We start from the raw sequence: 22,965 nt of genomic DNA on the forward strand, positions 1-22,965 counted from the left end.
AAGGGTATCCTAGAGACCCTTGAAGATACTCCATCACAACTTCTAATTTAAAATTCTCACTATACTTTGACATACAAAAACACCCCGGAAGTTAGTTTTTTAACTCTAACTTCCGGGGTGCACTACCATGGGTTCCTTTTCATTATCCAATGTTATATTTAAGAATGTCCCAAATCATTTTCTGCAACAACTTTGCCAATCGTCTTTCCTGATTCAAGTCGTGCATGAGCGTCACCGATCGTAGTAAAAGTAAAGCTTTGTTCATCCAAAACCGGCTTTAATATGCCGTGATCTACCATATGCGCTACGCGGTTTAGAATGTCTCCGTGATGCTCTCTGCCTTCATTCGTTAACATCGGAACGAGCATTAAAACACCATGGTACGAAGCACTTTTTACATAAAGTTGTGTCATGTCGTGTTCACCACTGCCAACAATACAGGCAACGTCTCCGCCATTTTTCACTGCTTGAAATGACTTTTCCATGTTATCTCCACCTACAGTATCAAAAACAGCATCGAAACCTTTTCCATCTGTATAGTCATTAACATATTCTTCGACAGACGTTTCTTTATAATTGATCGCGTAATCAGCACCAAGATCTTGACCTATCTTCATTTTCTCATTCGTTGAAGCTGTCGTATAGACGATGGCACCTAGTGATTTAGCAATCTGAATAGCGATGTGCCCAACGCCGCCTGTCGCACCGTGAATAAGAACATTTTGTCCTGGCTTTACATTGATTCGATCAATGAGTGCTTCCCACGCCGTGATAGATACGAGCGGTAATGCGGCAGCTTCTTTCATAGATAAACGCGCTGGTTTCTTAGCCACAAGCTTATGATCAACAATCATTTGTTCACGGAGTGCTCCATCGAGGCCTTTTACCCCGCCTGCACAAGCAAATACCTCGTCACCTTTTTTAAACGCGCTTCCTTCATATGCTTCCTCCACAATGCCCGCTACATCTCCATGTAGAACGGCTGGAAATGTTGGAGCAAACGCTTCTGCTTGACCAGATCGTATTTTCATATCCACTGGATTAACGCTTGTTGCTTTCACGTTAATTCTCACTTCACCAGCTTTTAATTCTCTTGATGAGAGCTCTTCTACACGAAATTTCGATGGTGCTCCAAATTCGTTAATCACAACTGCTTTCATGAATAAACACCCTTCCTGGATCTAATTCAAATTACCTTGTTTATTCTTCTGCGTTCCCCGATATCTTTCTAAACAAACAGGTATTTCATTCAGAATTTATGACCAAACTCATTATACAGCCGGTCATTATCTTTTCATAATAAAAGGTGCTGTCAGATGACCGGCCTATCAATGCAAGTCATTGAAGAAGCCCTTCTCATACGTATGAGATGGGCTTCTTCACGTTCTTTGGATATGGTTAGTAAGCTGGACGTATCTTGATTACGAAATCCTATTGATGATGTTATTTACCTCAGAGACGCTATATCGAATTATTTCCTCCGCTGATTTCGATGTACTCAACCGTGGATTTTGCCCCGACCACAATGACATCCATTCAGGATGATTTTGCTCAGCTGCTTGTTTACGAATCTCTTTCGTTAATGTGTTTAACACTGGGTATCCAGGCAACATTGGTAAGTTAGATGCAGTCATTTCGGTAATAAAATCATTTTTTATACCACGAGCAGACTTTCCACTAAATACGGGTGTGATCATTGTTTGTTCTTCCGTACTCGTTAATATCGCTTGTTTGTGAAGAGGGTGAGCCCCACTTTCTTGACATGTCACAAATGCTGTTCCCATCTGAACAGCTCCAGCTCCAAGAACCAGCATACTGAGAACACCTCTACCATCCATGATTCCACCAGCCGCTATAACAGGAATCTCTATGGCATCAACCGTTTGTGGGATAAGAGAGGAAATACCGACAAGGGACGAATCAACTTCACTTTCAAAAGTGCCGCGATGTCCACCAGCTTCTGCCCCTTGCATCACCACAACATCCATTCCGCTTTCTTCATTTATAATGGCTTCATTTACCGTCGTTGCCGTTCCAATAAGGATCATTCCATTACGCTTTAGTTGCTGGACATCCTCTTTTGAAGGAATTCCAAAAGTAAAGCTACATACAGGTACATTTTCCTCTATTAAAATCTTAAGCTTTTCTTTGTATTCTTTTTTTACAACCGAAAAAGGCTTCTCATTATAACTATAGTCTTCTATACCAAGTTTTGTAGCATAGCACTGAAGCACCTGCTTTGTCTGCTCCACCACTTCATTTGAGGAGTGATCCTCCTCAGGAATAAACAAGTTAACAGCAAAAGCCCTTGACGTGTACTGTTTAATGTCCTTGATCGCGATTCGCATTTGATCAGGTGTCATGTACCCAGCCCCTAAGCTGCCTAAGCCTCCCGTATTCGATACAGAAGCAACTAATTGAGGTGTTGTCACCCCTCCGGCCATTCCTGCCTGTACGATCGGGTATTCGATGTTTAATATGGAAGTTACGAGAGTTTCATTCCACAAGACTACAATCTTCCTTTCTATTTCTTCCTTTGCCCTTTCAAATACTTCTTTATAAAAAGAATGACTCCTTTCAAATACGCTGAGGAATCTATCTTGCAATTCAATTGATCTATCGCTATGATAATGTTAACCACATATACATAATCAGTTAACATTATTATAGCAGGGGGAATGAGTCTTGAAAGAAAACTCTTATTTGCCTGAAGAATGGCATGTTGTCGTGGAAGAAGCAATGGAAGCTTATATCACTAAAGAAGAATTCCAAGCATTCTTAATAGAATATACCCTACAAAAAGCGTGTATCAAAAGCCAGGAGTAAATTCTCCTGGCTTTTGAGTTGCCAAGAACAATGCTATATAACTGGATACTTTAGAATAACCTGAGGCCCTGAGCGCCCGTTCTTTTTCTTATTAGTAGAAATAAACCCCGCTCCTAAATATACCTTCTTAGCTGCTTCATTGTCTTCATTAACCCCGAGAACGATTTCATCACAATTAGGGAGATGCCTTTTTACAAACTGTTCTAGCTGCTGTAAAGAGGCTTTCGCAATCCCTCTTCCTTGCTCAGATCGATTGATTGAATACGCTCTTAACAGAACGGCGTTGATATTATCTGAATACGAGAAAATATCATCTCCACGATCTAGAACGAAAAATCCTACTGGCTGATCCTTTTCCATAATCACCACAGGAAAGCGATCATGATCGATCTGACATTTCTCATATGCTGGGACTGGCATCGACGTGAAAGCGAGCTGACTATCATCTAGAGTGAATGATTTCAACGCATTAATATGATCGTTTTCAGCTTTCACAAGATAGATGTTTTCTTCATTAACTCTCAAATGAAAGACTCCTCTCCAATCTAACTCTCTTTTTATTATTACTCGTCAACCAAAAGAATCCAATATGACAGTAAGATAAAGAAGCGCTCCTAATCTTAGGAGCGCTTCTCTTATTGCTTTTCGCGTCTAGCAAAATCAACAAATCTAAATTTATCAAGCCGGTGCCTTGATTCAGTATACTCAATTAATGTGGTGTCATTTAGATAAACGTAGTTTCGAACCACGACAACATGATTGTAATCATGCAAATCCAGGTAGAGACGATCCTCTTCATCCGCCTCTTCCACTACAATTTCCTTTTTAGCATAGCTTACGACAAGGCCAAGGTCATTCTCTAAATAATCATAGATCGAATTCTCACAAATTGTTTTTGTGAGCTCTGGAACAAATTCTACTGGAAAATAATCGCGATCAAGTATAATTTTCTCTCCATCTATTTCACGAGCTCTTACAACATGCCATACTTGTGCATTGTCTTTTAGCTCCAACTGCTCACTAACCCATTTCGATGGAAGTTTTTTTTCTAGATCATGAACGATGGTACGAGAAGAGCGATTCATTTTTTGAGAGATTTCCTTAAAGCTCACAAGTCCAGAAACCGGAAATTCATAGCGGTTAAGGTCGAGAACGACAGATCCTCGCGCTTTAATTTTCTGAATCAAACCATTTTGAGAAAGCAAATTAAGAGCTTTACGAATCGTCTCTCGAGATGTTCCGTACGCTTCCGCTAACTCGTGTTCTGAAGGTAATTTAGTATTCGGTTGATAGGTACCATTTTGTATATTCAGAGAGAGATCATTATATATTTGCTGGTACTTGGTTTGCTTCATAGACTCACCTTGCCTTAGTTAGATGATAAGCAATCGACTCATATGGTCGCAATGACACTTTCTTGAAAGTGTTAGGAGTGTCTTCATAATTTGATAATAAAACCTCTGCATGATAACCATTTACTTCCACATCTTCCGGAAGTTCAAACGTCACTTCACTTTCATAGAAATTATTGATCACAAGAAGCTTTTCATTTTCACCGTTCCTTACATAAGCGAAAAGCTGTGGGTGTTCAGCTAAAAGAAGCTCATAGTCACCGTATGTGATCAAATCCATATTTTTTCTAAGTGCGATTAGCTTCTGATAATGTTCAAATACTGAATGTCTCTCATTAAGAGTATCTTCGACGTTAATGCCTTCATAGTTTTTCGCAACGGGTATCCATGGTTCTCCTGTTGTAAACCCAGCGTTAGCTTCTGAATTCCATTGAACAGGCGTTCTTGAGTTATCTCTTGATTTATGACGCAAAATCTCGAGTACTTCTTCTTCACTATACCCTTTTTCCTCTTTAAGAATGGAGTAAATATTCAACGACTCTACATCACGATAAGATGAGATCGCATCAAACTTTGGATTCGTCATCCCAATTTCTTCTCCCTGATAAATATACGGAGTACCTTGCATCAGGTGCATTGTTGTCGCTAGCATTTTGGCTGACTCACGTCTGTACTCCCCGTCATTCCCGTAGCGTGATACGATTCGGGGCTGGTCATGGTTACACCAGAAGAGAGCATTCCAGCCTCCACCTTCATACATTTCCGCCTGCCATGTTGATAGAATTTCTTTTAGCTTTAGGAAATCAAAATCGGCTACAGACCACTTTTCGCCATTAGGATAATCGACTTTTAAATGATGGAAGTTGAACGTCATGCTCAATTCATTTCGCTTAGGATTAGAGTATTTAATGCAGTTGTCAATCGTTGTGGAAGACATCTCCCCAACCGTCATGCTGTTATATTTCATAAATACTTTGCGATTCATTTCATTCATATACTCATGCACTTTTGGACCATCTGTATAGAATTTACGTCCGTCTCCTGGAGCTACAGAACCATCATCATTTGGGAAATTCTGATCTTTCGAAATAAGGTTAATCACATCGAGACGAAACCCATCGACACCCTTTTCAAACCAGAATGTCATCATATCATACACTTCATCTCTTACTTTTTCATTCTCCCAGTTAAGATCAGCCTGTGTGACATCAAAAAGATGTAAGTAATATTGACCTGTTTCTTTATCAAACTGCCACGCATTACCACCGAACTTTGACTGCCAGTTTGTTGGTTCTGCTCCATTTACGCCATCTTTCCAGATGTAATAGTCTCGATAAGGATTATCCTTTGATTTACGAGACTCGACGAACCACTGATGTTCGGTTGACGTATGATTTACAACGATATCCATAATGATCTTAATGCCTTTTGCATGTGCTTCTTGAAGGAGACGATCGAAATCCTCCATTGTTCCATACTCTTCATAAATACTAAAGTAGTCTCGAATATCATATCCATTGTCATTCTGAGGTGAATCATAGATTGGTGTTAGCCAAACGACATCAACTCCAAGTTCACTTAAATAATCCAGTTTTTCGATAATGCCTTGAATATCCCCCGTACCGTTACCAGTTGTATCGTTAAAGCTTTTCGGGTAAATTTGATAAACGACTGACTTCTTCCACCATGGTTGTTGCATATCATTCAACTCCTAATTGTATACTTGAAAAAACAAACAAAGGCGATACCATCGGAGCAGCTTAAGTGCCTGATGATATCGCTCCTTTTTATTTACTCACTTACTTTTCTAACTTTCCCATACAAGAATGTTAAAACAAATGGTACGACGAGTGCGATGGCCATCCCCATAAAGAAAGCACCCCAGTATTCTTTAAAGATTGAAAGGAAGCCAGGTATACCACCTACACCGATCGATGTCGCTTCCACACCACTAACCGTAATAACAAGACCAGCCACAGCTGAACCAATAATCGCTGCAAAGAACGGGAACTTAAAGCGTAAATTCACACCGAATAGCGCAGGTTCAGTGACGCCTAGGAAAGCAGAGACTGCTGAAGTACCAGCAAGTCCTTTCGTTTTCTCATTACGAGTAATCAGCATCATCGCAAGTGCCGCTGCACCCTGGGCGATGTTGGAAAGTGCCAGCATCGGCCATAAGAATGTGCTTCCCGTACTGCCGATTAACTGCAAATCTACAGCAAGGAACGTATGGTGCATTCCCGTGATAACGAGTGGCGCATATAAAGCCCCATACACTAATCCACCAATAGCTGGTGCAAAATCAAATAATCCAATAAAACCATCCGTTAAGAGATTCGCAATCCAGAATGTCACTGGCCCAATAAGAGTAAACGCTAGGAATCCAGTTACGAGCAAGGCAACAGGAGCCACAATGAGCATTTGAATGGAATCTGGAATCCGCTTATTAAGAAACGTTTCAATTTTGGCTAATATATAAGCTGACACAAGAACAGGCAAGACTTGCCCTTGATACCCAATCTTCTCTATTTCAAGTCCGAACAAATTCCATGTTGGAATATCGTCGGCTTCTCCATATGCCCATGCATTGAGGAGATCAGGGTGAACAAGAATAAGACCTAGTACAATACCGAGCAATGGACTTCCGCCAAATTGCTTCGCTGCTGACCAACCAATTAAGCCAGGTAAAAAGACGAAGGCTGTGTTAGCAATCAGGTTAATAATACTCGCTAAATCTGCCCACTGTGGATACACCTCTACAAGTGGATCACTAAAGAAGATATCCGGTGCTGTGAGAATATTATTAATCCCAAGAAGCAAACCAGCTGTTACGATTGCAGGTAAAATCGGTATAAAAATATCAGCAAGTGTTTTCACTCCGCGCTGGAGAATATTTTGTTTACTTGCAGCGGCATCTTTCACATCCTGTTTGGACGCGCTTTCAATATCTGCCATCTCAGCAAAGATCTTAAATACTTTATCAACGGTTCCTTGACCGATGACTACCTGAAACTGTCCATTCGCCGAAAAAGAACCTTTGACAAGCTCGTTCTCTTCAAGTGCTTTAGTATCTACTTTACTTTCATCATGTAAAACAAGACGCAGACGGGTTACACAATGTGTTGCGGTCGAAATATTTTCCTTACCGCCTATGGCTTCCAGGATCTGTTCGACAGACTCTCGATTAATCGCCATGTTTTCTTCCCCCTTAGAAATAATCTAATTGTTCCGAAGAGAGTTGATATATAGCGTACTCTCTTCGGAAGATCAAAACTTTATCCTTTTACTTTGGTTGTCATAATTTCAGTCTCATTTGAAGCGCCGACTGTATATTTCTTCTCAACATTTTCAAGAACATCAGCATTTGTAATAATCACAGGCGTAATCGTACTCGCTGCTTTCTCCTTAACAAGATCAAGATCAACTGTGATGAGAGGATCGCCAACTTTTACCTTGTCGCCTTCTTTTACGTGACCTTCAAATCCTTCTCCACCCATGTTAACCGTTTCTAAACCAACGTGGATCAAAATTTCAAGACCTGATTCAGATTCAATTCCAACCGCATGTTTCGTATGGAAGAACTGGATTACTTTCCCGTTGACTGGCGAAACGACTTTTCCGTCTTTTGGCTCAATCGCAACACCGTCTCCCATCATTTTTTGTGAAAATGTTGGATCTGGAACTTTTTCAAGTTCAACAACGTCTCCGTTTAAAGGAGCGTATATAACCTCTTCTGACGGCTTTTCTTTTTTACCAAATAGTTTTTTCAACATAAGAACATTCCCCTTTCAACCGCTTTCATTTATATTCTATCTTGTCTATACAAGTTTATCTTACACATGCAGTTTATCTTGTATAGACAAGTTAGTCAACTAAAATACTCATCTTTTAAATCACATTTCTAAGGGGGAAGATGTGATTCGATACATAAATTCCCTGATTGTCATATCCTAAACGCTGATACATGTTTCAAATTTCTCGAAAACGTATACAAAAGGACTAAGGAGTGATCATATGGAAAAGCACCAAATAAAAACGATAACGTTTGAAGATGATGGTAACATTCCAAACAACCCGTTCCATCCGCTTATTCTCTATCCAGGAGCGCTAGATCATCCCGATAATTGTATGAAGATTTTCAAAGAAAACAATTGGACTAATGCGTGGGAGAATGGCGTCTTTTCTTATCATCATTATCACAGCAACAGCCACGAAGTACTTGGAGTGATTAAAGGAGAGGCTTCTATTACATTTGGAGGAGAAAACGGAAAAACGGTTGAAGTGACAGTAGGAGATGTTGTCGTCATTCCTGCTGGTGTGGGACATAAAAAAGAAGCATCCTCGACCGATTTCCGCGTAGTAGGGGCTTATCCAGCCGGTATGCCCCACGATCTTAGAACAGGAAAAGCCGATGAACGAAAAGATGCCATCGATAACATTAAGAATGTTCCATTACCTGCAACGGATCCTATTTTTGGTGTTAATGGACCATTACTTGACGTTTGGGGCCGCTAGAACATAGCAAAAGACGCCTTTATAGGCGTCTTTTTTAGGAAGAAGTATATTCAGATTTCTTAAATCCCGGAACCGTTTTTTCGTAAAAGTCCAAGTTATCAGGATGATGCGCTATACGGCTGTCAGAATGAAGAGAATCGATGGAAACCATCTCTTCATCAGTTAAATTAAAATCAAAAATAGCTGCATTCTCTTTAATCCGCTCGCTATGGGAGGACTTCACATTCAACAAAATCTGATGCTGAAGACACCATCTAAGAACAATTTGTGCAGGTGTTTTACCATAACGTTCGCTAACTGCTTGAATCACCGGATTCTTTAACACCTGACCTCGTTTTAACGGTGACCATGCCTGGACCTGAATTCCTTTTGATCGACAGTAATCTCTTAGTTCACCCTGTATTAATTCAGGGTGTAACTCAATTTGATTGAGAACAGGTTTAACGGTTGAAATACGAGAAATGGCTTCTAGATGGTGCGTCTCAAAGTTACTAACACCAATAGCACATACCTTTCCTTCATGATAGAGCTTCTCTAGCGCTTGCCATGTTTCAAGAAATAAGTGAGGAACTGGCCAGTGAATTAAATACAAATCAAGATAATCAGTGCCCAATCGTTCCAGTGATCTTTCAAAAGCAGCAAGCGTTGCATTATAGCCCTGCTCATCGTTCCAAACTTTAGAAGTAATAAACAGCTCTTCGCGTGGAATTCCTGAATCCTTAATCGCGCGACCCACTGCTTCTTCATTCTCATAATAGGAAGCTGTATCAATGCCGCGGTACCCCGTTTCAATGGCAACTTTAACAGCGCTGTAGGCATCTTCCCCTTTTAGTTTAAAAGCACCAAAACCAAGATAAGGCATTTTAACACCGTTTGATAGAACAACCGTTTTCTCAATCCCCATCTTATTTCGCCTCCTTCTTCAATCACCTTTATCTCTAAAGAAATCTGACTCCCTTCTCTACACTATTTCTTAAGACGCTATGCTATTCCTTACACAAGCTTGCGGTACTCATTAATAAAAACTGTGGGATCCTTTTTGATAATAAATGATTCAACACCACTATTTGTATGAAGATATAGGAAGCCATAAAGCGTCGATTGAAATCGATAGGACATATCAAAGACATCTTTGATCGCAAAATGTTTATGTCCAACAACTATCCGATCTTCATATAGTTCTAAATCGTGCTCCTGCTCTAGCGTTTTCTGTTCCGTACGTTCCATTTTTCTAATTACCTTGATAAATGGGTGAGATAAAATAAATTTCAAGTTCATCATCCTATTCTTCTATCATTCTACATATTATCACTCAGTTCCTCTTTAAGAGAAAGGGTAATAAAGAAAAAGAGCAGACCTTTACTGGTCCGCCCCCTTCTTTCGTATCAGTTAATGATAAGCATTAAGCTCAATCATTTTATCTTTTCTTTATTTGCCTTCAATAGCTTCAATAATTTTATTTGCAGCACTTTCACTTGATTGTGGATTTTGTCCTGTAATTAAATTACCGTCACGAACGGAATAAACTGACCAGTTCTCGCCTAACTCAAAGTTAGCACCTTTTTCACGTAATTTGGTTTCAAGCAAGAATGGCATTTGTTCAACAAGCCCCATTTCTCGCTCTTCAGAATCAGTAAAGGCACTTACTTTCTTCCCTTTTACAAGAGGTGTACCGTCTTTATAAGTTACGTTCACAAGTCCTGCTGGACCGTGGCAAACGGATCCGATAATTTTATCTGCTTCAGCTTGTTCCTGAAGGATATGTTGAAGAACTTCGCTATCAGGGAAGTCAAACATCGTTCCGTGACCGCCCGGTAGAAAGACAACGTCAAAGTTATTTGCATCTTCTTTTGTTACCTTAGTTGTATTTTTCAGTTGGTTTTGAGCGTCTTCCCATTCTTTCGGATCTTCTTCTGGGATACTATTTGGATCAAGCTCTACTTCGCCACCTTGAATGGAAGTGACTTTGATGTCATACCCTTTTTCCTTGAAGATGTTATAAGGGACAGCGAACTCTTCAAGCCATAGTCCTGTTTTGTGCTCTGAATCGATTTCTGTATGATTTGTTACGACCATTAATACTTTAGTCAATTGAATTCCTCTCCTTTATCTTCTAAGTACTTGTTAGTCTTTATGACCACTTTAGTACAATACCCGATGTTCAAAAAAGTATTCATGGGATTGAAGAATCCAGAAAATTTACTAATATAACAATTGAGGGATAATGAAAAACAAATAGAACACATTGAGAAAAATAGCACTCATAACAAGAAGAGTGTTTTTCTTCTTAATTTGCAGGATATAAAGAACGATCCAAAGAACAAATAATCCGATTGGAACGAACAGATAGTTATTATTTTCAGCTAACTTTAAAACACCGAGGAGTTCTAAAATAGAGTATGGAACAATAATGACTCCAAGAATAATATTGATAAGATGAATCCATTTTCTTTCAAGAGCTTTCACTAGAAATGTATCTCCTTTCTGAAAGAACCGATTTCACTAACTATTCTATTTTCCATCTCTATTGATGAAGAGTCAACGATCAATTTGACGAAGGCTTTTCAAACATAGTCCTTCTTTTCTTCACTCTTTCCATTCCATTATTTGGGCGTTTTCTAATCATATCGTCGGGTATTTGATCAAAATCGTCGAATAGACTCCTTTTCCTCCGAATGCTGTCTCTTGTATAGGACAATCATTCAAGGAGGAATAAAGATGAAACACAAAATGAAACTCGTAGCAGCGCTACTTATTTCTAGCATCATTTTTGTAGCCATGCCTTCATTTGCTTCTGCAGCATTTGATCGTGTCAACCAACAAGGCGACTCAGGGGGAGAAGTTAAGGAACTGCAAGACTATCTTATGACGAAAGGGCTATTCCCCTACCACACTGCAACAGGCTATTACGGAGAGATCACTGAAGAAGCCGTGAAGGATTTTCAGGCGAATCGCAATCTCCAAGTAGATGGGATTGCAGGACCAGAAACAAAACAAGCCCTTCAAGTCCTAAGACGTGGAGACATCGGGAAACAAGTCATACATATACAAAGCCAGCTTAATCAAGCGGGATATGAGAGCGATGCAGATGGGATATATGGTTCAGGTACAGCTACACTTGTAGAGGAATTCCAACGAGACAATGGCCTTTCAGCTGATGGGATTGCAGGACCGTCCACACGTAGAGCGTTAGATCAAATGGCTGCACCAGGTTCAGCTGCAGGGAAAGAATTCACGGCAGAAAGCACCGCATATACAGCCGATTGCACCGGATGTTCCGGTGTTACTAAGATGGGAATCAATTTAGACAAATACCCGGACGCCAAAGTGATCGCCGTTGATCCTGATATGATTCCACTTGGCTCCATTGTGGAAGTTGAAGGATATGGGACTGCCATTGCCGCAGACATTGGTGGCGACATTAATAACAATCGTATTGATGTGTTTATTCCAAGTCAGCAAGGCGCCCTCAATTGGGGACGAAAAGATGTTAAAATACGCGTTATTGAATAAGAAAAAGAACAGGCATTCCATATTTGGAATGCCTGTTCTTTTTTTATGATTTAGTCGTTACATGCTTTCCACGCTGCTGCAGTTTAATTAATCGATACGTATGCGTAAAGATTACTTTTAACACCGCATAAGTTGGAATCGCTAGAATGAGTCCCAGGAATCCAGCAAGACTGCTGGCAACCAATAACAATAAAATAATCGTTAGTGGATGGATATCAAGTTTTCGCCCCATCACAAGAGGTGATACAAGGTTACTTTCTATTTGTTGAATTACGATCACACCAAGGACAACCCATAGAGCTGTTAGCGGTGATTGAATTAATCCTACAATAACCCCAGGTGCCGTCCCAATGATAGGACCGATAAACGGTACAACATTAAGGAAAAGGGCAATGAGCGCTAGAATTAACGCATAATCAAGATCAATAATAACATACCAAATGTAAACAAAGGTTCCAATAAAGATGCTAACAATCAGCTGGCCTTGAATAAAGCCACTTAACGCATCATCCATGTCCTCTAGTATTTTCGCCCCTTCTTTTCGATGAGCTCGAGGCACAACGCTAAGTAAAGAAGGCATCAGTTTCTTTCCATCTTTCAACATAAAGAAAAGGATAAAAGGAAGAAGCACAATTCCTACAAGTACATTTGTCACCACATTTAATATGGAGAAAAGATAGTTCCCGAAAGAGGAGCTAATTTCTCCGATAGAACCCGATATACGATCCGTTAACTCCTGTATATCAACCATTTCACTTTGAAGAATTCTCGCTATGTATGGATTGCTTTGCCATTCGTTGGTCGCCTTTTGTAGATCATTGATAAGGGTCGGGGCACCTTGGACAAGACTATTAAATTGATCAACTAGAACAGGACCAATACTCAGGACTAAACCAGTCACACCACCAGCAAGGGCAAGATAGACAAGGAGAATACCAAGCGGTCTAGGAATTTTCCACTTTTCTAAGAGGGCGATAACAGGTCTAAGAATATAATAAAACACCCCTGCAGCGATGATTGGAAATGCTAAAGTTGTTACGAGTATCACAAGTGGGCGAAAAATAAATTCGATTTTACTCCCTACCCAAATCACTGTAAAAATAAGGAGGAGCCAAATAAAAAATCGAAACAATCGTGATTGCTGCATGATCGATCATCACTTCCTTTCATTCATTTTGATGAAGCCTTTACGGTAGAGCCGAATGATCATCTCGATGAACCAAACGGGGTATTTCTTCGGAAAGAAGCGACGTCGGTAGTAGCGATCATAGGCCATCTTTAAGTCATCCCAGTGCGTACACTCCTTTGATTGACGGAAGCGAACAACATCGATGACGCGAACTTCTCCATTCGAGAGAAGCATCACATTTTGGAGATGTGTATCGGAAGGATTCAACCCTTTAGAACGGGCATACTGGAGCGCCACATCCACCTGCAGTAACATATTATCAGTGATGATAATCCCTCGTCTTAAGCACTCGTAGAATGTAATGCCGTCCAAGTATTCTAAAACCACATACCCCTCTCCTCCTTCATAATAAAAAGGGAAGTGGTTATTATCTTGAAGTACTTGATAAATCGAAGCTTCCTGCACAGCAAGATGAGCACAGTCAGGATAGAAAACCTTAAGAACCTTTTGTTCATCACGTATTCTAAATACGACTGCACTTCTACCTCTACCGATTAGCTTCAGCTCTTCTGGTTTTCGAAGAACCTCTGTTCCAGATATCTCAATTTGCTGAACCATTCTTCCAATGTCATTCAAATGACAACACCCTCTTCATTTCTCGCATATGTTACGCAATCTCTATCTTTACACTTATTCGCAACAGATGGCATGGTATAAGGGTGAATCGCCTGGATCGCAATAGAATCCAAGAATAATATAATAGCTTAGGTACACAAGAGGTATAATTTTTGGTTGAGAGAAATCTCGTTTTTAAGACTATCCTACACCATTTACGAAAGAACACAAGGAAATGTTTCAGATCTCTAGAAAGTTTCTCCGGTCATCCTACTCATAAATAATTGGTAGAAAGTAAAATAGTTCATCGATATTGCGACTGAATGAATAGGTCTTCCATCAAATTCCTCTTGTTCAAATGATTTCCTAAAATCACCAATACTTAGGCCCCGGGCTTCTCCCGTAATCTCTACTGCTACGCGAGTGCGGTAGAATGAGCAAATGTCCTTCTTTTCAACCCCCATTAACGTAAGCGCATCGTGAACAGGACTACCTTCAATGTCTGGAACCATTTTCTTATAAAATTCCTCATAATAGTAATCTAGAAGTGGCTTCATAAGAGGCGCCTTCCCTTTTGCATGAATATAATTAACCATTCCCGGTGTTACAATCGCATGCTCCGTCACATTTAGTGGAAATAAAAAAACATGCTCAGCATATTTCATCACTATATTTGCCGCAACTGGATCTGCATAAAAATTAGCTTCTGCACTCGGGGTCACGTTTCCTGGGACGTTAAATGCACCGCCCATTATATAAAAAGATTTAATTCCTTTCATCGTATCTGGATACAAGAGAAAAAGCGTCGCAAGAGAAGTCATCCTCCCAACGTTTACGATCACAAGGTCGTCATACTTTTCAATTAATGAAATCACTTGAAAGAAATTCTCTAAAGGGGCAGCTTCATTTGGCGGTGGCGTAATAGGACCTAATCCTTCCGGGCCATGTACATTAGGATAATAAATCGGCACCTCTCCAGTCATGGGCTTTTCTGCCCCACCCATTACAGGGATATCCGTTCGACCAACTTCTTCAAGTAAGTAGCGAACGTTACGGGTCGTTTGTTTTTTTGATACGTTTCCGTAGCAAGCTACAATACCAATAACATCCACACCTTCTGATAAATAAGCAAATAAAAGGGCGATCGTGTCATCAATTCCTACATCTCCAAAAAACAAGACCTTTTGTACCATTTCTTCACCTCATCCCCATACTTATCATGACTAACATATTCACATCGCTGTAAATTAAGAAGCAAGTCATTGGGATAGGTGAATAATTGAAGAAAAAGCTTTTTCAAATAATAAGCACTAAAGAAGAGCAGGTTTCCCTACTCTTTTGGTACAAAAATATTTAATTCGTTATGCATCACTTCTGCTTCGAACGGAAGGTGAATACCTTCATCGCCATCGATATTTACAACAAGTTCATGACCCGACTCCACTTTTAATTTCGAGGCTGGAAAATACTCCACTTGAGCATTATTTTGCAACTTTCCACTGAAGAGATCTGGTATGATTTTAAACACTTTTGTAAGAGAAAACTCTCTTAATATAAAGACATGAAAGTAGCCATCGTTCACCTCTGCATGCTGAGCGAAAGACTGTATCCCTCCAACTGAGTTTGTTAACGCGATCAGCATTAAATAAGCTTTCCCATCCCATTGCTTACCGTCGTATGTAATGTTCAAGTCGAATGGTGTTTTATCCTTTAATGCTTTTCCACCTTCAATTAAATAAGCGAGTGGACCAAATTTGGATTTTTGATCAGCCGTAACGTCATATACAGCTTCTGCAATGGCGCCAACTGCAAGTACATTCATGAAATATTGATCATTTATACGTCCAATATCAACCGGTTTCGTATGCTGTTCAGATAGAACCTCTAGCGCTTTCTTAGGTTGCATCGGTATGTCTAGTGCTCTTGCAAAGTCATTCACTGTTCCAAGGGGCACGAAACCAAAATCAGGGCGTTCTGTTTCACGCGCTAAACCATTCACCGCCTCATTGATCGTTCCATCTCCTCCCATTGCAACAACTGTATTAAAGTGATTCTCACAAGCAGCTCTTGCAAAACGAACAGCATCTCCCTCTTTTTCGGTATACTTCACCGTAACGTCTACATGGTTTTGTTCTAAAATGGCTACAGCCTCATCTTCATATTTCATCGCTTTTTCTTTCCCTGAAGATGGATTAATAATCAACATGGCTCGCTTCACAGATACGTCCTCCCTAAACCAGAAATAGTAAGTCTCTTTCGTAGATTCCCTTCTTCTTAAGCCTTGAAACAGTATGATTCAATCAAATTGGTGGAGGCATACAAATCGTTCTCAAATTAGTCGTGATATAAGATTTTTTATAAAACCATATGACAAACATTTCCTCTCCCCTATAATAGAATGGGGTATTCGAACACATGTAAAGGGAAACGTCATTAAATATGCTGTTTGGAGCACGGAAAGGAACTGTTCACGTGAGGAATTATATGTATTTTGCAAGTAGTTTTATATTATTATTCTTTTTTCTACAACTTCTATCGGGGATCATTTTAACAATGTTAGTCGAATCCCCCTCCTATACAAGCTTTGGAAATTATACGAGCGCAGAGAATTCTTTTCTTGTGACGATCATCATCATAGGGATTTCAGCCGTCATAGCTTTTCTTATTCAAAAGTGGCTCAATAAGAGACGAAAGTAATGAAGATTTCACTCGTATGAGCTAGCGAACCGATTTAATAAGGTTCATTAATATGTAACATCGTTTGACGCAATAGGAAAAATAATATTCATCCCTGTCTCTTATAGAGATAGGGATATTTAATGTGCTCTTCAGCTGTAATAGTTGTTTCTAATGAACGAAAATAGGCTATGTTAAAGACTAAACGCCTTTTATTCAGGAGTAGGAGTCGCATATGAAATATTATTCGCTGTATCGGATCGTCGTGATCGTTTGGATGTCGGTTAAGTTCTTCATTCAACTCGAGCATTTCAGAAGGAAAAGCAAGCATTCATGGGACCAGGAACGCTGGCAGAAGCTATTAAAGAAACAAGCGAAAGAATATAAGGAAAAAGCGATTCGTCTTGAAGGTTTACTTGTGAAGCTTGGACAGTTCCTCTCAACAAGAGCTGATATTCTTCCAAAAGTTTTTCTTGAAGAAATTGAAGATCTTGTTGACCGCGTCCCTTCTTTCTCTTGGGAGAAAGCGAGAAAGACTCTTGAAGAAGAGTGGTCATCTGATTACGAAGATGTCATTGATCACCTTTCGGAACGACCAGTTGCTTCTGCCTCTATTGGTCAGGTATACAGAGCAACGTTAAAATCAGGTGAAGATGTTGCCATCAAAATCCGTCGACCAAATATCCGTAAAATCATACGAGCTGACTTCCAAGCGCTCCGAATTGTGTTTTGGTTGATGGATACATTCACTTCTTATGGAAAACAGCTCGATCTTAGTAGACTTTATGATGAAGTTCGAAGCGTGATCGAAGATGAACTCGATTTTAAAAAAGAACTAAAAAACGGACTACACTTCCAGGAACGTTACAAAGACAGCCCGGGTTATCGCGTACCCAATTATGTATCTGAATGGTCAACGAAAAAAGTCCTTGTCATGGAGTGGATGGAAGGCGCGCGGATTACGAATCTGTCTTACATTAAAGAAAAGAACATAAACCGACAGGAGCTCGCACGTAAACTTTTGAAGGGCTACCTTGATCAGCTTCTTCAAGAGGGACAGTTTCATGCCGATCCACATTCAGGAAATATTCTGATCCAAGAAGATAGCACAGTTGTTTTTATCGATTTTGGGATGGTTGGTCATATTGAAGCAAGAGATGCTCTATCGATTCGCAAGCTGATTACTGGAATCGTGCTGAATCAGTATCATGATGTCACGGATGCCCTTGAAGAGCTTCGGTTTCTTCTTCCTAATTCAGACAAGCGGCAGATTGAGAAAGCTATCCAGACGCTTGTCACGTTATTTGTGGAACAAGATTTAACGATGATGGATGAAGATACGGCAGATCAAGTTCTGACAGAAGTTCAAACCCTTGTGAATAAACAGCCCATTCAACTACCTAGTGAATTTGCTTTTCTAGGAAGAGCGATATCAACAATTGTAGGTATCCTTTACACATTGGACCCAGAGATTGATTTAATAGAAGAAGGAAAGCCGATTGTGCAAGAATGGATCAATCGGGAAGAATCAACTGATAAGCGCTATGATCCTAAGAAAATTTTGAAACAACTTTATGCGAGAATCACTTCCATTGAAAACCCTCTTGATCGATTGTCTGATGAGTTCAACCAACATCGGCAATGGGAGGAATCGATAAAACAACGGGAAGTTAAAGCAAAAAGCTTACTGTGGAATAAACATTATGGATTTATCCTTTTCTGCCTCAGTCTAATCGGATTCTTTATTAGTCACGCCTTTGAAATTCAATCATTACTCCTTCCTACTATGATTACTGGAGGAATCAGTTTACTCGTCATACTTCTTGCAGGTACCTTCGAGAAGCGACTATGGAAAAAAAGGAGCAGTAAAAATGAACGATGAAAAAGTAATAAAGGAAACAACAGAAAAGCTCGGACGCTCTGAAGTGAAAGTGGAAGGTCTTCATGATGGGTATCGGATTACAGTGAAAGGAAATGAAGAAGAGCTCAAGCAAAAACGACGCGTTGGCGGTGCCTTTATTAACCTTCTTAAAACAACTTGAAAAAGCCGGCTATCGGTTACCTTTTCCATTTTCATGGATTCTGCGCTTCTGGAATCGGTATTCAAAACGATAGAAGATGAGGGAGCATTCCCCCTCTTTTTTATTTTCACTTCTTCCTCTTATTGGTACAATGAGGAAATGAAACCACTTATCATTGATTCACCAGAAAGGATGTGCGCCATGGATAAGAAACACGCAGCAGAATTAATTACAAAAGTAAGAGAGACTTCTCCTCTCGTTCACAATATAACGAATACAGTTGTTACGAACTTTACTGCAAATGGTTTACTTGCCGCAGGAGCTAGCCCTGTAATGGCGTATGCACGAGAGGAAGCGGCAGATATGGCGAGAATTGCTGGAGCTGTCGTCTTAAATATTGGTACACTTACAAAGGAAACCGTTGAAGCGATGCTACTCGCAGGAAAAGCAGCAAATGAATTAAACACCCCTGTTATACTCGACCCAGTTGGAGCCGGTGCTACTCCTTATCGAACGTCAACTGCTCGCCGCATTTTAAAAGAAGTCGACGTTCAATATTTGCGAGGAAATGCCGCAGAAATTGCTAATGTTGCAGGAAAAACATGGTCAATTAAGGGCGTTGATTCTATTGAAGGGGACGGAAATCGCGAAGCTCTCGCTAGAAAAGCTGCCAAGATGTTTGGCTGTGTTGTGATTGTAACTGGTGAAATTGATACCATTTCAGACGGCAATACGTCAATAAGACTAGGAAATGGCCATCCCATTTTAACGAAAGTAACTGGCACTGGATGTCTTCTCTCTTCCCTGCTTGGAGCGTTTGCAGCCATTGAACCAGATCCTATGCTCGCAGCCTATGGCGTTCTTGCTTTCTATGGAGTGGCTAGTGAAAAAGCCGCTCATCTCGTTGGAAACAGGCCTGGAGATTTTCAGATTGAATTACTTAACCAACTCTCTCTGCTCTCATCAAAAGAAATTGAAGAAGGCATTCAACTCATACCGAACTAACAAAAAGGGGAGCGCGAATCAACATTCGCGCTCCCCTTTTCGTTCAAGGAATCAACCTCTTCTACATCACAAAACATACTCCTATCAATGAGCAATAAAAAAGCAATCCTCCACGCCTTTGAATGTATAGACCACTTTTTCAAGCAACGGATGGAAGTAAACAATGAGATAATCTCCGCTTCGATCGATGACTCGTTTACCCCAATGATACACTGGATAATCCTGCATGGTGCATGATTCTGTTTCGACTTCGGAAGTGATCCAATCGATCACTTTTGCTTCCTCATCCATTACTTCCCCCTCGAGAACTTACTGATAGGTGAATGTGTACTACACTTTCTTCTCTACACCATGACGCCCATCCACCGAAAGTGCTCTATTGTTTAAGACATATCTCACTTGTTTTCTAACTATCACTTTCAAAGAACATCCCAATTCATGTAAAAACCTGAAGCAAATGCTTCAGGTTCGTACTAAAACAAGATGCCCAAGATACCGGCCAGAATGGCAAAGACGATTGCGATAATATACCAGATCACCGCAAGAACAACGATAAGCCAACCGATTCCTTTTCTACCTGTCTGAATGAAATAAATCCCAAGTACGATTGGTCCAAATATCAAACCGATAATGGCCCAAAAGAAGGAACTCTTATCTCGTTTTTTAGCATCTATAAATAAGAAAATGGCGATAACCACATTTACAATAAAGCCAAATGACATTTCCATACGCTCACCTCATTTCTAGAAAACTGTTTCCCTTTTGTCTTTCATTCTAAACTGGGCATCCATGGTGTTTACGTGAGATCAACGATTAACGTATCGAATGCAAAGGATATCTTCTTATTTTGTAGAAGGGTGTTTTCCACTTGTTTTAGATCATCAAAGCTTAATTGATCGGGTTCTTCGATATGTGTTAGAAAGACTTCCTTCACTTGAAGCTTCTCAATGATTTCAAGCGTCTGACGAAACGTTGCTTCTTCTTTGAGTACAGGGTGATCAGCGCTTATTTGACGTTCCCCAGTGATCGGATGAAATTCGCAAACACCTGTAGGCAGCACCGCAACATCCAATTCTCCAAGCTCAGGTGGCTCCCAACCAAATAACTCGTCAGGCGCAATGAGAATACGTTTGCCCTCTCCCTCAAACAAAAAGGCATAAACATAGTCCTCTGAAAGGCGAAACGGTGTAATCGTTACCCCATTAAGACTCACCTTGTCTCCATCACTCAGTTCATGAAGCGATATGTACTTCTGACTATCAAAGAAAGCTAGATGCTCTGCTGTGCCTAATCTTGTCTGAAAATCGATGGCTACTTGTTCTGGAAGATAAACGTCTGTCGTTGTTCCTTTTGCAGGATGATTAATCCAATCGGCATTCATTGATTCGAGTACCCTTCTCCCCATCACATGGTCGGGGTGCCAATGGGAATAAAAGACGCCATCAATGTTTGAAATACGTGATCGATTTAACTGCATGTAACTATCTTCAGGTGTATCAATCAAAACATTGGGCCCATGAATAAACACGCTTGGACCAGATCTACTGTAAGGAAGTCCTTTTTCTCTTCCTTCCTTGCATATGTCACATTGACAGAGTGGGCGTGGGATCGCCATAGCGCCACCAGTGCCAAGAAATTCGATTTGCATCTCCTTACTCCCCTCTCATAATTTGGAATCATTTACCTCTCTCTCATTCTATCTTCTCCTTTCTATAAGAAAAAGACTAATTTTAACATTTGTCACAAAATCGACTGTTTATTTCAAAATGAGAAGGGAACACCATCCATAGATTCAAATTAAAGGAGGATGTTTTGAGATGTCAGAACAACAAACTGAAGTCACATACCAGCTTCCAAGGATCGGTTCACCTGCCCCCGATTTTACTGCAAACACAACTCACGGACAGATTTCATTAGACGATTATAAAGGTAAATGGTTTGTCCTATTTTCCCATCCTGCAGATTTCACACCTGTATGCACAACAGAGTTTGTCGCTTTTCAGGAAATTTATCCTGAGTTACGTCAGCTTGACGTTGAGCTAATTGGATTAAGTGTGGATAGCGTATCCTCTCATCTTGCTTGGGTACGTAACATCGAGAAAAACTTTAACACTGAAATCGAATTCCCTGTGATTGCAGATCTTGATCGCAACGTTGCCACTCGATATGGCATGATTATGCCTGAAGAAAGTCAAACTGAAACAAGCCGAGCCGTTTTCGTGGTAGATGATAAACAGGTGGTTCGAGCTGTTATCTATTACCCTCTTACTACTGGGCGGAATATGAATGAAATCATGCGATTGGTTAAAGCTTTGAAAACAACCGATGATCACGGATCACCAACTCCCGCAAATTGGGAACCAGGAGATAAAGTGCTCGTTTCTCCTCCAAAGACAAAGGAAGCTATGAAGCAACGTGAAAATGAGGATGATCTCGAATGCATCGACTGGTATTTATGTAAAAAAGAACTTAATGAATAAAGCTGCTATCAAATCGGCCTGATTGGCCGATTTTTTTTTGGGGATTAACTTAACTTTTTTATTGCACGTTATCCCCTCTAGTTCTTTTGGATTATTTTCCAAATTGCACTTTGCTAGATTAAGATTATAATAGAAGGGAAAGCGTATTAGTTTGACGGAGGTAATGTTATGAAAAAGGAAGAGAATAAGCTTCCAAATGCAACCATTAAGCGGCTCCCACTCTACCTCTCTTACTTAAAAAGCGTTAAGAAATCGGGACAAAAATCGATTTCATCTGTAGAGATTGGAAATGCACTTAATTATAAATCAGACCTTGTAAGGAGAGATTTTTCTAAGATAAAAGCCCCAGGTCGAAAAGGGGCTGGATATGAAGTGAAAAAGTTAGTCAACCACCTTCACCTGATCGTGAACGAGAAGACTGAACCTGAAGCTACACTAATTGGCGCAGGTCGCCTTGGGACAGCACTTCTTCACTATAACCATTTACGAAAGTCGTCTCCTAAAATCAAAATGGCGTTTGATAATAACCCAAAAATAGTAGGCAAAACGATTGCTGGTGTTCCAGTCTATCATATCGATGAAATGTATGACCGCTTAACCCCTACCGTAACCGTTGCCATTCTCGCCATTCCTGCCGCTTCAGCACAGTTAATTTCTGAAAAACTATCTGAAACAGGAATTATTGGGATAATGAATTTTTCTTCTGCCTACTTGCAACTTCCTGCCAATATCCACCTACAGCAAATTGACTTGGCGAGAGAGCTTGATACATTATCCTTCCTCATTCACTTCTTCTAAACGATTTCAGAAGTAAAATAGGTTAAAAAAACCCA

At 40.2% G+C, this 22,965-nt stretch carries 26 protein-coding genes; 8 read left to right on the forward strand and 18 right to left on the reverse strand.

Annotated features, from left to right (window positions below):
* Positions 1–158: 158 nt before the first annotated feature.
* Both ABVF21_RS13805 and ABVF21_RS13810 read right to left on the reverse strand, forming a co-directional pair.
* A complete protein-coding gene (locus ABVF21_RS13805) occupies positions 159–1,160 on the reverse strand; it encodes a zinc-dependent alcohol dehydrogenase family protein (RefSeq protein ID WP_371018378.1) in 1,002 nt (333 codons plus the stop codon).
* A 261-nt stretch (positions 1,161–1,421) separates the two neighbouring features.
* Positions 1,422–2,507 carry an NAD(P)H-dependent flavin oxidoreductase gene (locus ABVF21_RS13810; RefSeq protein WP_371018379.1) on the reverse strand — a complete coding sequence of 362 codons (1,086 nt, stop codon included), beginning with the start codon at positions 2,505–2,507 and terminating at the stop codon, positions 1,422–1,424.
* A gap of 178 nt (positions 2,508–2,685) precedes the next feature.
* Here ABVF21_RS13810 and ABVF21_RS13815 point away from each other — a divergent pair, with 178 nt between their 5' ends.
* Positions 2,686–2,826 carry a hypothetical protein gene (locus ABVF21_RS13815; RefSeq protein WP_303535994.1) on the forward strand — a complete coding sequence of 47 codons (141 nt, stop codon included), beginning with the start codon at positions 2,686–2,688 and terminating at the stop codon, positions 2,824–2,826.
* Between the two features lie 33 nt (positions 2,827–2,859).
* Here the strand turns inward: ABVF21_RS13815 and ABVF21_RS13820 are convergent, their stop codons facing one another.
* The 5 genes from ABVF21_RS13820 to ABVF21_RS13840 form a co-directional block, all read right to left on the reverse strand.
* Complete coding sequence (locus ABVF21_RS13820; protein ID WP_303535997.1) at positions 2,860–3,351, reverse strand: GNAT family N-acetyltransferase; 492 nt, start codon at positions 3,349–3,351, stop codon at positions 2,860–2,862.
* Positions 3,352–3,461: 110 nt separating this feature from the next.
* Positions 3,462–4,181: a trehalose operon repressor gene (gene treR, locus ABVF21_RS13825; protein ID WP_303535999.1), complete on the reverse strand. Its 720-nt coding sequence runs from the start codon at positions 4,179–4,181 to the stop codon at positions 3,462–3,464.
* A gap of 4 nt (positions 4,182–4,185) precedes the next feature.
* On the reverse strand, positions 4,186–5,877 hold the full coding sequence (treC, locus tag ABVF21_RS13830; RefSeq protein WP_303536001.1) for an alpha,alpha-phosphotrehalase: 1,692 nt from the start codon (positions 5,875–5,877) through the stop codon (positions 4,186–4,188).
* Positions 5,878–5,969: 92 nt separating this feature from the next.
* On the reverse strand, positions 5,970–7,373 hold the full coding sequence (treP, locus tag ABVF21_RS13835; RefSeq protein WP_194221023.1) for a PTS system trehalose-specific EIIBC component: 1,404 nt from the start codon (positions 7,371–7,373) through the stop codon (positions 5,970–5,972).
* An 80-nt stretch (positions 7,374–7,453) separates the two neighbouring features.
* Positions 7,454–7,951 (reverse strand): PTS sugar transporter subunit IIA, encoded by a 498-nt coding sequence (locus ABVF21_RS13840; RefSeq protein WP_226612363.1) that lies wholly within the window; start codon positions 7,949–7,951, stop codon positions 7,454–7,456.
* A 241-nt stretch (positions 7,952–8,192) separates the two neighbouring features.
* On the opposite strand from ABVF21_RS13840, the gene ABVF21_RS13845 reads away from it, so the two are divergent.
* Positions 8,193–8,693: a cupin domain-containing protein gene (locus tag ABVF21_RS13845; protein WP_303536005.1), complete on the forward strand. Its 501-nt coding sequence runs from the start codon at positions 8,193–8,195 to the stop codon at positions 8,691–8,693.
* A gap of 34 nt (positions 8,694–8,727) precedes the next feature.
* Here the strand turns inward: ABVF21_RS13845 and ABVF21_RS13850 are convergent, their stop codons facing one another.
* From ABVF21_RS13850 to ABVF21_RS13865, 4 genes are all read right to left on the reverse strand, one after another.
* The gene (locus ABVF21_RS13850; protein WP_303536007.1) at positions 8,728–9,597 is read right to left on the reverse strand and encodes an aldo/keto reductase; all 870 of its coding nucleotides are present in this window, start codon (positions 9,595–9,597) and stop codon (positions 8,728–8,730) included.
* 89 nt (positions 9,598–9,686) lie between these two features.
* The gene (locus ABVF21_RS13855) at positions 9,687–9,965 is read right to left on the reverse strand and encodes a hypothetical protein (RefSeq protein WP_226612359.1); all 279 of its coding nucleotides are present in this window, start codon (positions 9,963–9,965) and stop codon (positions 9,687–9,689) included.
* Positions 9,966–10,121: 156 nt separating this feature from the next.
* Positions 10,122–10,784, reverse strand: a complete 663-nt coding sequence (locus ABVF21_RS13860) for a type 1 glutamine amidotransferase domain-containing protein (RefSeq protein WP_226612358.1) — start codon at positions 10,782–10,784, stop codon at positions 10,122–10,124.
* Between the two features lie 111 nt (positions 10,785–10,895).
* A complete protein-coding gene (locus tag ABVF21_RS13865) occupies positions 10,896–11,159 on the reverse strand; it encodes a hypothetical protein (protein WP_194221019.1) in 264 nt (87 codons plus the stop codon).
* A gap of 252 nt (positions 11,160–11,411) precedes the next feature.
* On the opposite strand from ABVF21_RS13865, the gene ABVF21_RS13870 reads away from it, so the two are divergent.
* Positions 11,412–12,206, forward strand: a complete 795-nt coding sequence (locus ABVF21_RS13870; RefSeq protein ID WP_371018380.1) for a peptidoglycan-binding protein — start codon at positions 11,412–11,414, stop codon at positions 12,204–12,206.
* A gap of 43 nt (positions 12,207–12,249) precedes the next feature.
* On the opposite strand, the gene ABVF21_RS13875 is transcribed toward ABVF21_RS13870, so the two are convergent.
* The 4 genes from ABVF21_RS13875 to ABVF21_RS13890 all read right to left on the reverse strand — a co-directional run bounded on the left by ABVF21_RS13875 (position 12,250) and on the right by ABVF21_RS13890 (position 16,168).
* Entirely contained in the window at positions 12,250–13,353 is a 1,104-nt protein-coding gene (locus ABVF21_RS13875) for an AI-2E family transporter (protein WP_371018381.1), read from the reverse strand.
* A 9-nt stretch (positions 13,354–13,362) separates the two neighbouring features.
* On the reverse strand, positions 13,363–13,971 hold the full coding sequence (locus ABVF21_RS13880; RefSeq protein ID WP_371018382.1) for a hypothetical protein: 609 nt from the start codon (positions 13,969–13,971) through the stop codon (positions 13,363–13,365).
* 227 nt (positions 13,972–14,198) lie between these two features.
* Positions 14,199–15,143 (reverse strand): nucleoside hydrolase, encoded by a 945-nt coding sequence (locus ABVF21_RS13885; protein WP_371018383.1) that lies wholly within the window; start codon positions 15,141–15,143, stop codon positions 14,199–14,201.
* A gap of 137 nt (positions 15,144–15,280) precedes the next feature.
* Positions 15,281–16,168 carry a diacylglycerol/lipid kinase family protein gene (locus ABVF21_RS13890; RefSeq protein ID WP_303529161.1) on the reverse strand — a complete coding sequence of 296 codons (888 nt, stop codon included), beginning with the start codon at positions 16,166–16,168 and terminating at the stop codon, positions 15,281–15,283.
* 693 nt (positions 16,169–16,861) lie between these two features.
* Between ABVF21_RS13890 and ABVF21_RS13895 the strand changes: the two genes are divergently transcribed.
* The 3 genes from ABVF21_RS13895 to thiM all read left to right on the forward strand — a co-directional run bounded on the left by ABVF21_RS13895 (position 16,862) and on the right by thiM (position 19,652).
* Positions 16,862–18,508, forward strand: a complete 1,647-nt coding sequence (locus ABVF21_RS13895; RefSeq protein WP_371018384.1) for an ABC1 kinase family protein — start codon at positions 16,862–16,864, stop codon at positions 18,506–18,508.
* Positions 18,498–18,668 (forward strand): hypothetical protein, encoded by a 171-nt coding sequence (locus ABVF21_RS13900; RefSeq protein ID WP_371018385.1) that lies wholly within the window; start codon positions 18,498–18,500, stop codon positions 18,666–18,668. The genes ABVF21_RS13895 and ABVF21_RS13900 overlap by 11 nt, the downstream gene beginning before the upstream one ends.
* 180 nt (positions 18,669–18,848) lie before the next feature.
* The gene (gene thiM / locus ABVF21_RS13905) at positions 18,849–19,652 is read left to right on the forward strand and encodes a hydroxyethylthiazole kinase (protein ID WP_371018386.1); all 804 of its coding nucleotides are present in this window, start codon (positions 18,849–18,851) and stop codon (positions 19,650–19,652) included.
* Between the two features lie 84 nt (positions 19,653–19,736).
* On the opposite strand, the gene ABVF21_RS13910 is transcribed toward thiM, so the two are convergent.
* The 3 genes from ABVF21_RS13910 to ABVF21_RS13920 form a co-directional block, all read right to left on the reverse strand.
* Positions 19,737–19,943 (reverse strand): hypothetical protein, encoded by a 207-nt coding sequence (locus ABVF21_RS13910; protein ID WP_194221010.1) that lies wholly within the window; start codon positions 19,941–19,943, stop codon positions 19,737–19,739.
* Between the two features lie 182 nt (positions 19,944–20,125).
* On the reverse strand, positions 20,126–20,380 hold the full coding sequence (locus ABVF21_RS13915; protein ID WP_303529174.1) for a hypothetical protein: 255 nt from the start codon (positions 20,378–20,380) through the stop codon (positions 20,126–20,128).
* A gap of 68 nt (positions 20,381–20,448) precedes the next feature.
* Positions 20,449–21,300 carry an MBL fold metallo-hydrolase gene (locus ABVF21_RS13920; protein WP_371018387.1) on the reverse strand — a complete coding sequence of 284 codons (852 nt, stop codon included), beginning with the start codon at positions 21,298–21,300 and terminating at the stop codon, positions 20,449–20,451.
* 169 nt (positions 21,301–21,469) lie between these two features.
* On the opposite strand from ABVF21_RS13920, the gene ABVF21_RS13925 reads away from it, so the two are divergent.
* Entirely contained in the window at positions 21,470–22,132 is a 663-nt protein-coding gene (locus tag ABVF21_RS13925; RefSeq protein WP_303529179.1) for a peroxiredoxin, read from the forward strand.
* 168 nt (positions 22,133–22,300) lie between these two features.
* The gene (locus ABVF21_RS13930; protein WP_303529181.1) at positions 22,301–22,930 is read left to right on the forward strand and encodes a redox-sensing transcriptional repressor Rex; all 630 of its coding nucleotides are present in this window, start codon (positions 22,301–22,303) and stop codon (positions 22,928–22,930) included.
* The last annotated feature ends 35 nt before the right edge of the window (positions 22,931–22,965 follow it).

The organism is Pseudalkalibacillus sp. JSM 102089 (assembly GCF_041366475.1).
Taxonomy (GTDB): Bacteria; Bacillota; Bacilli; order Bacillales; family Guptibacillaceae; genus Guptibacillus; species Guptibacillus hwajinpoensis_B.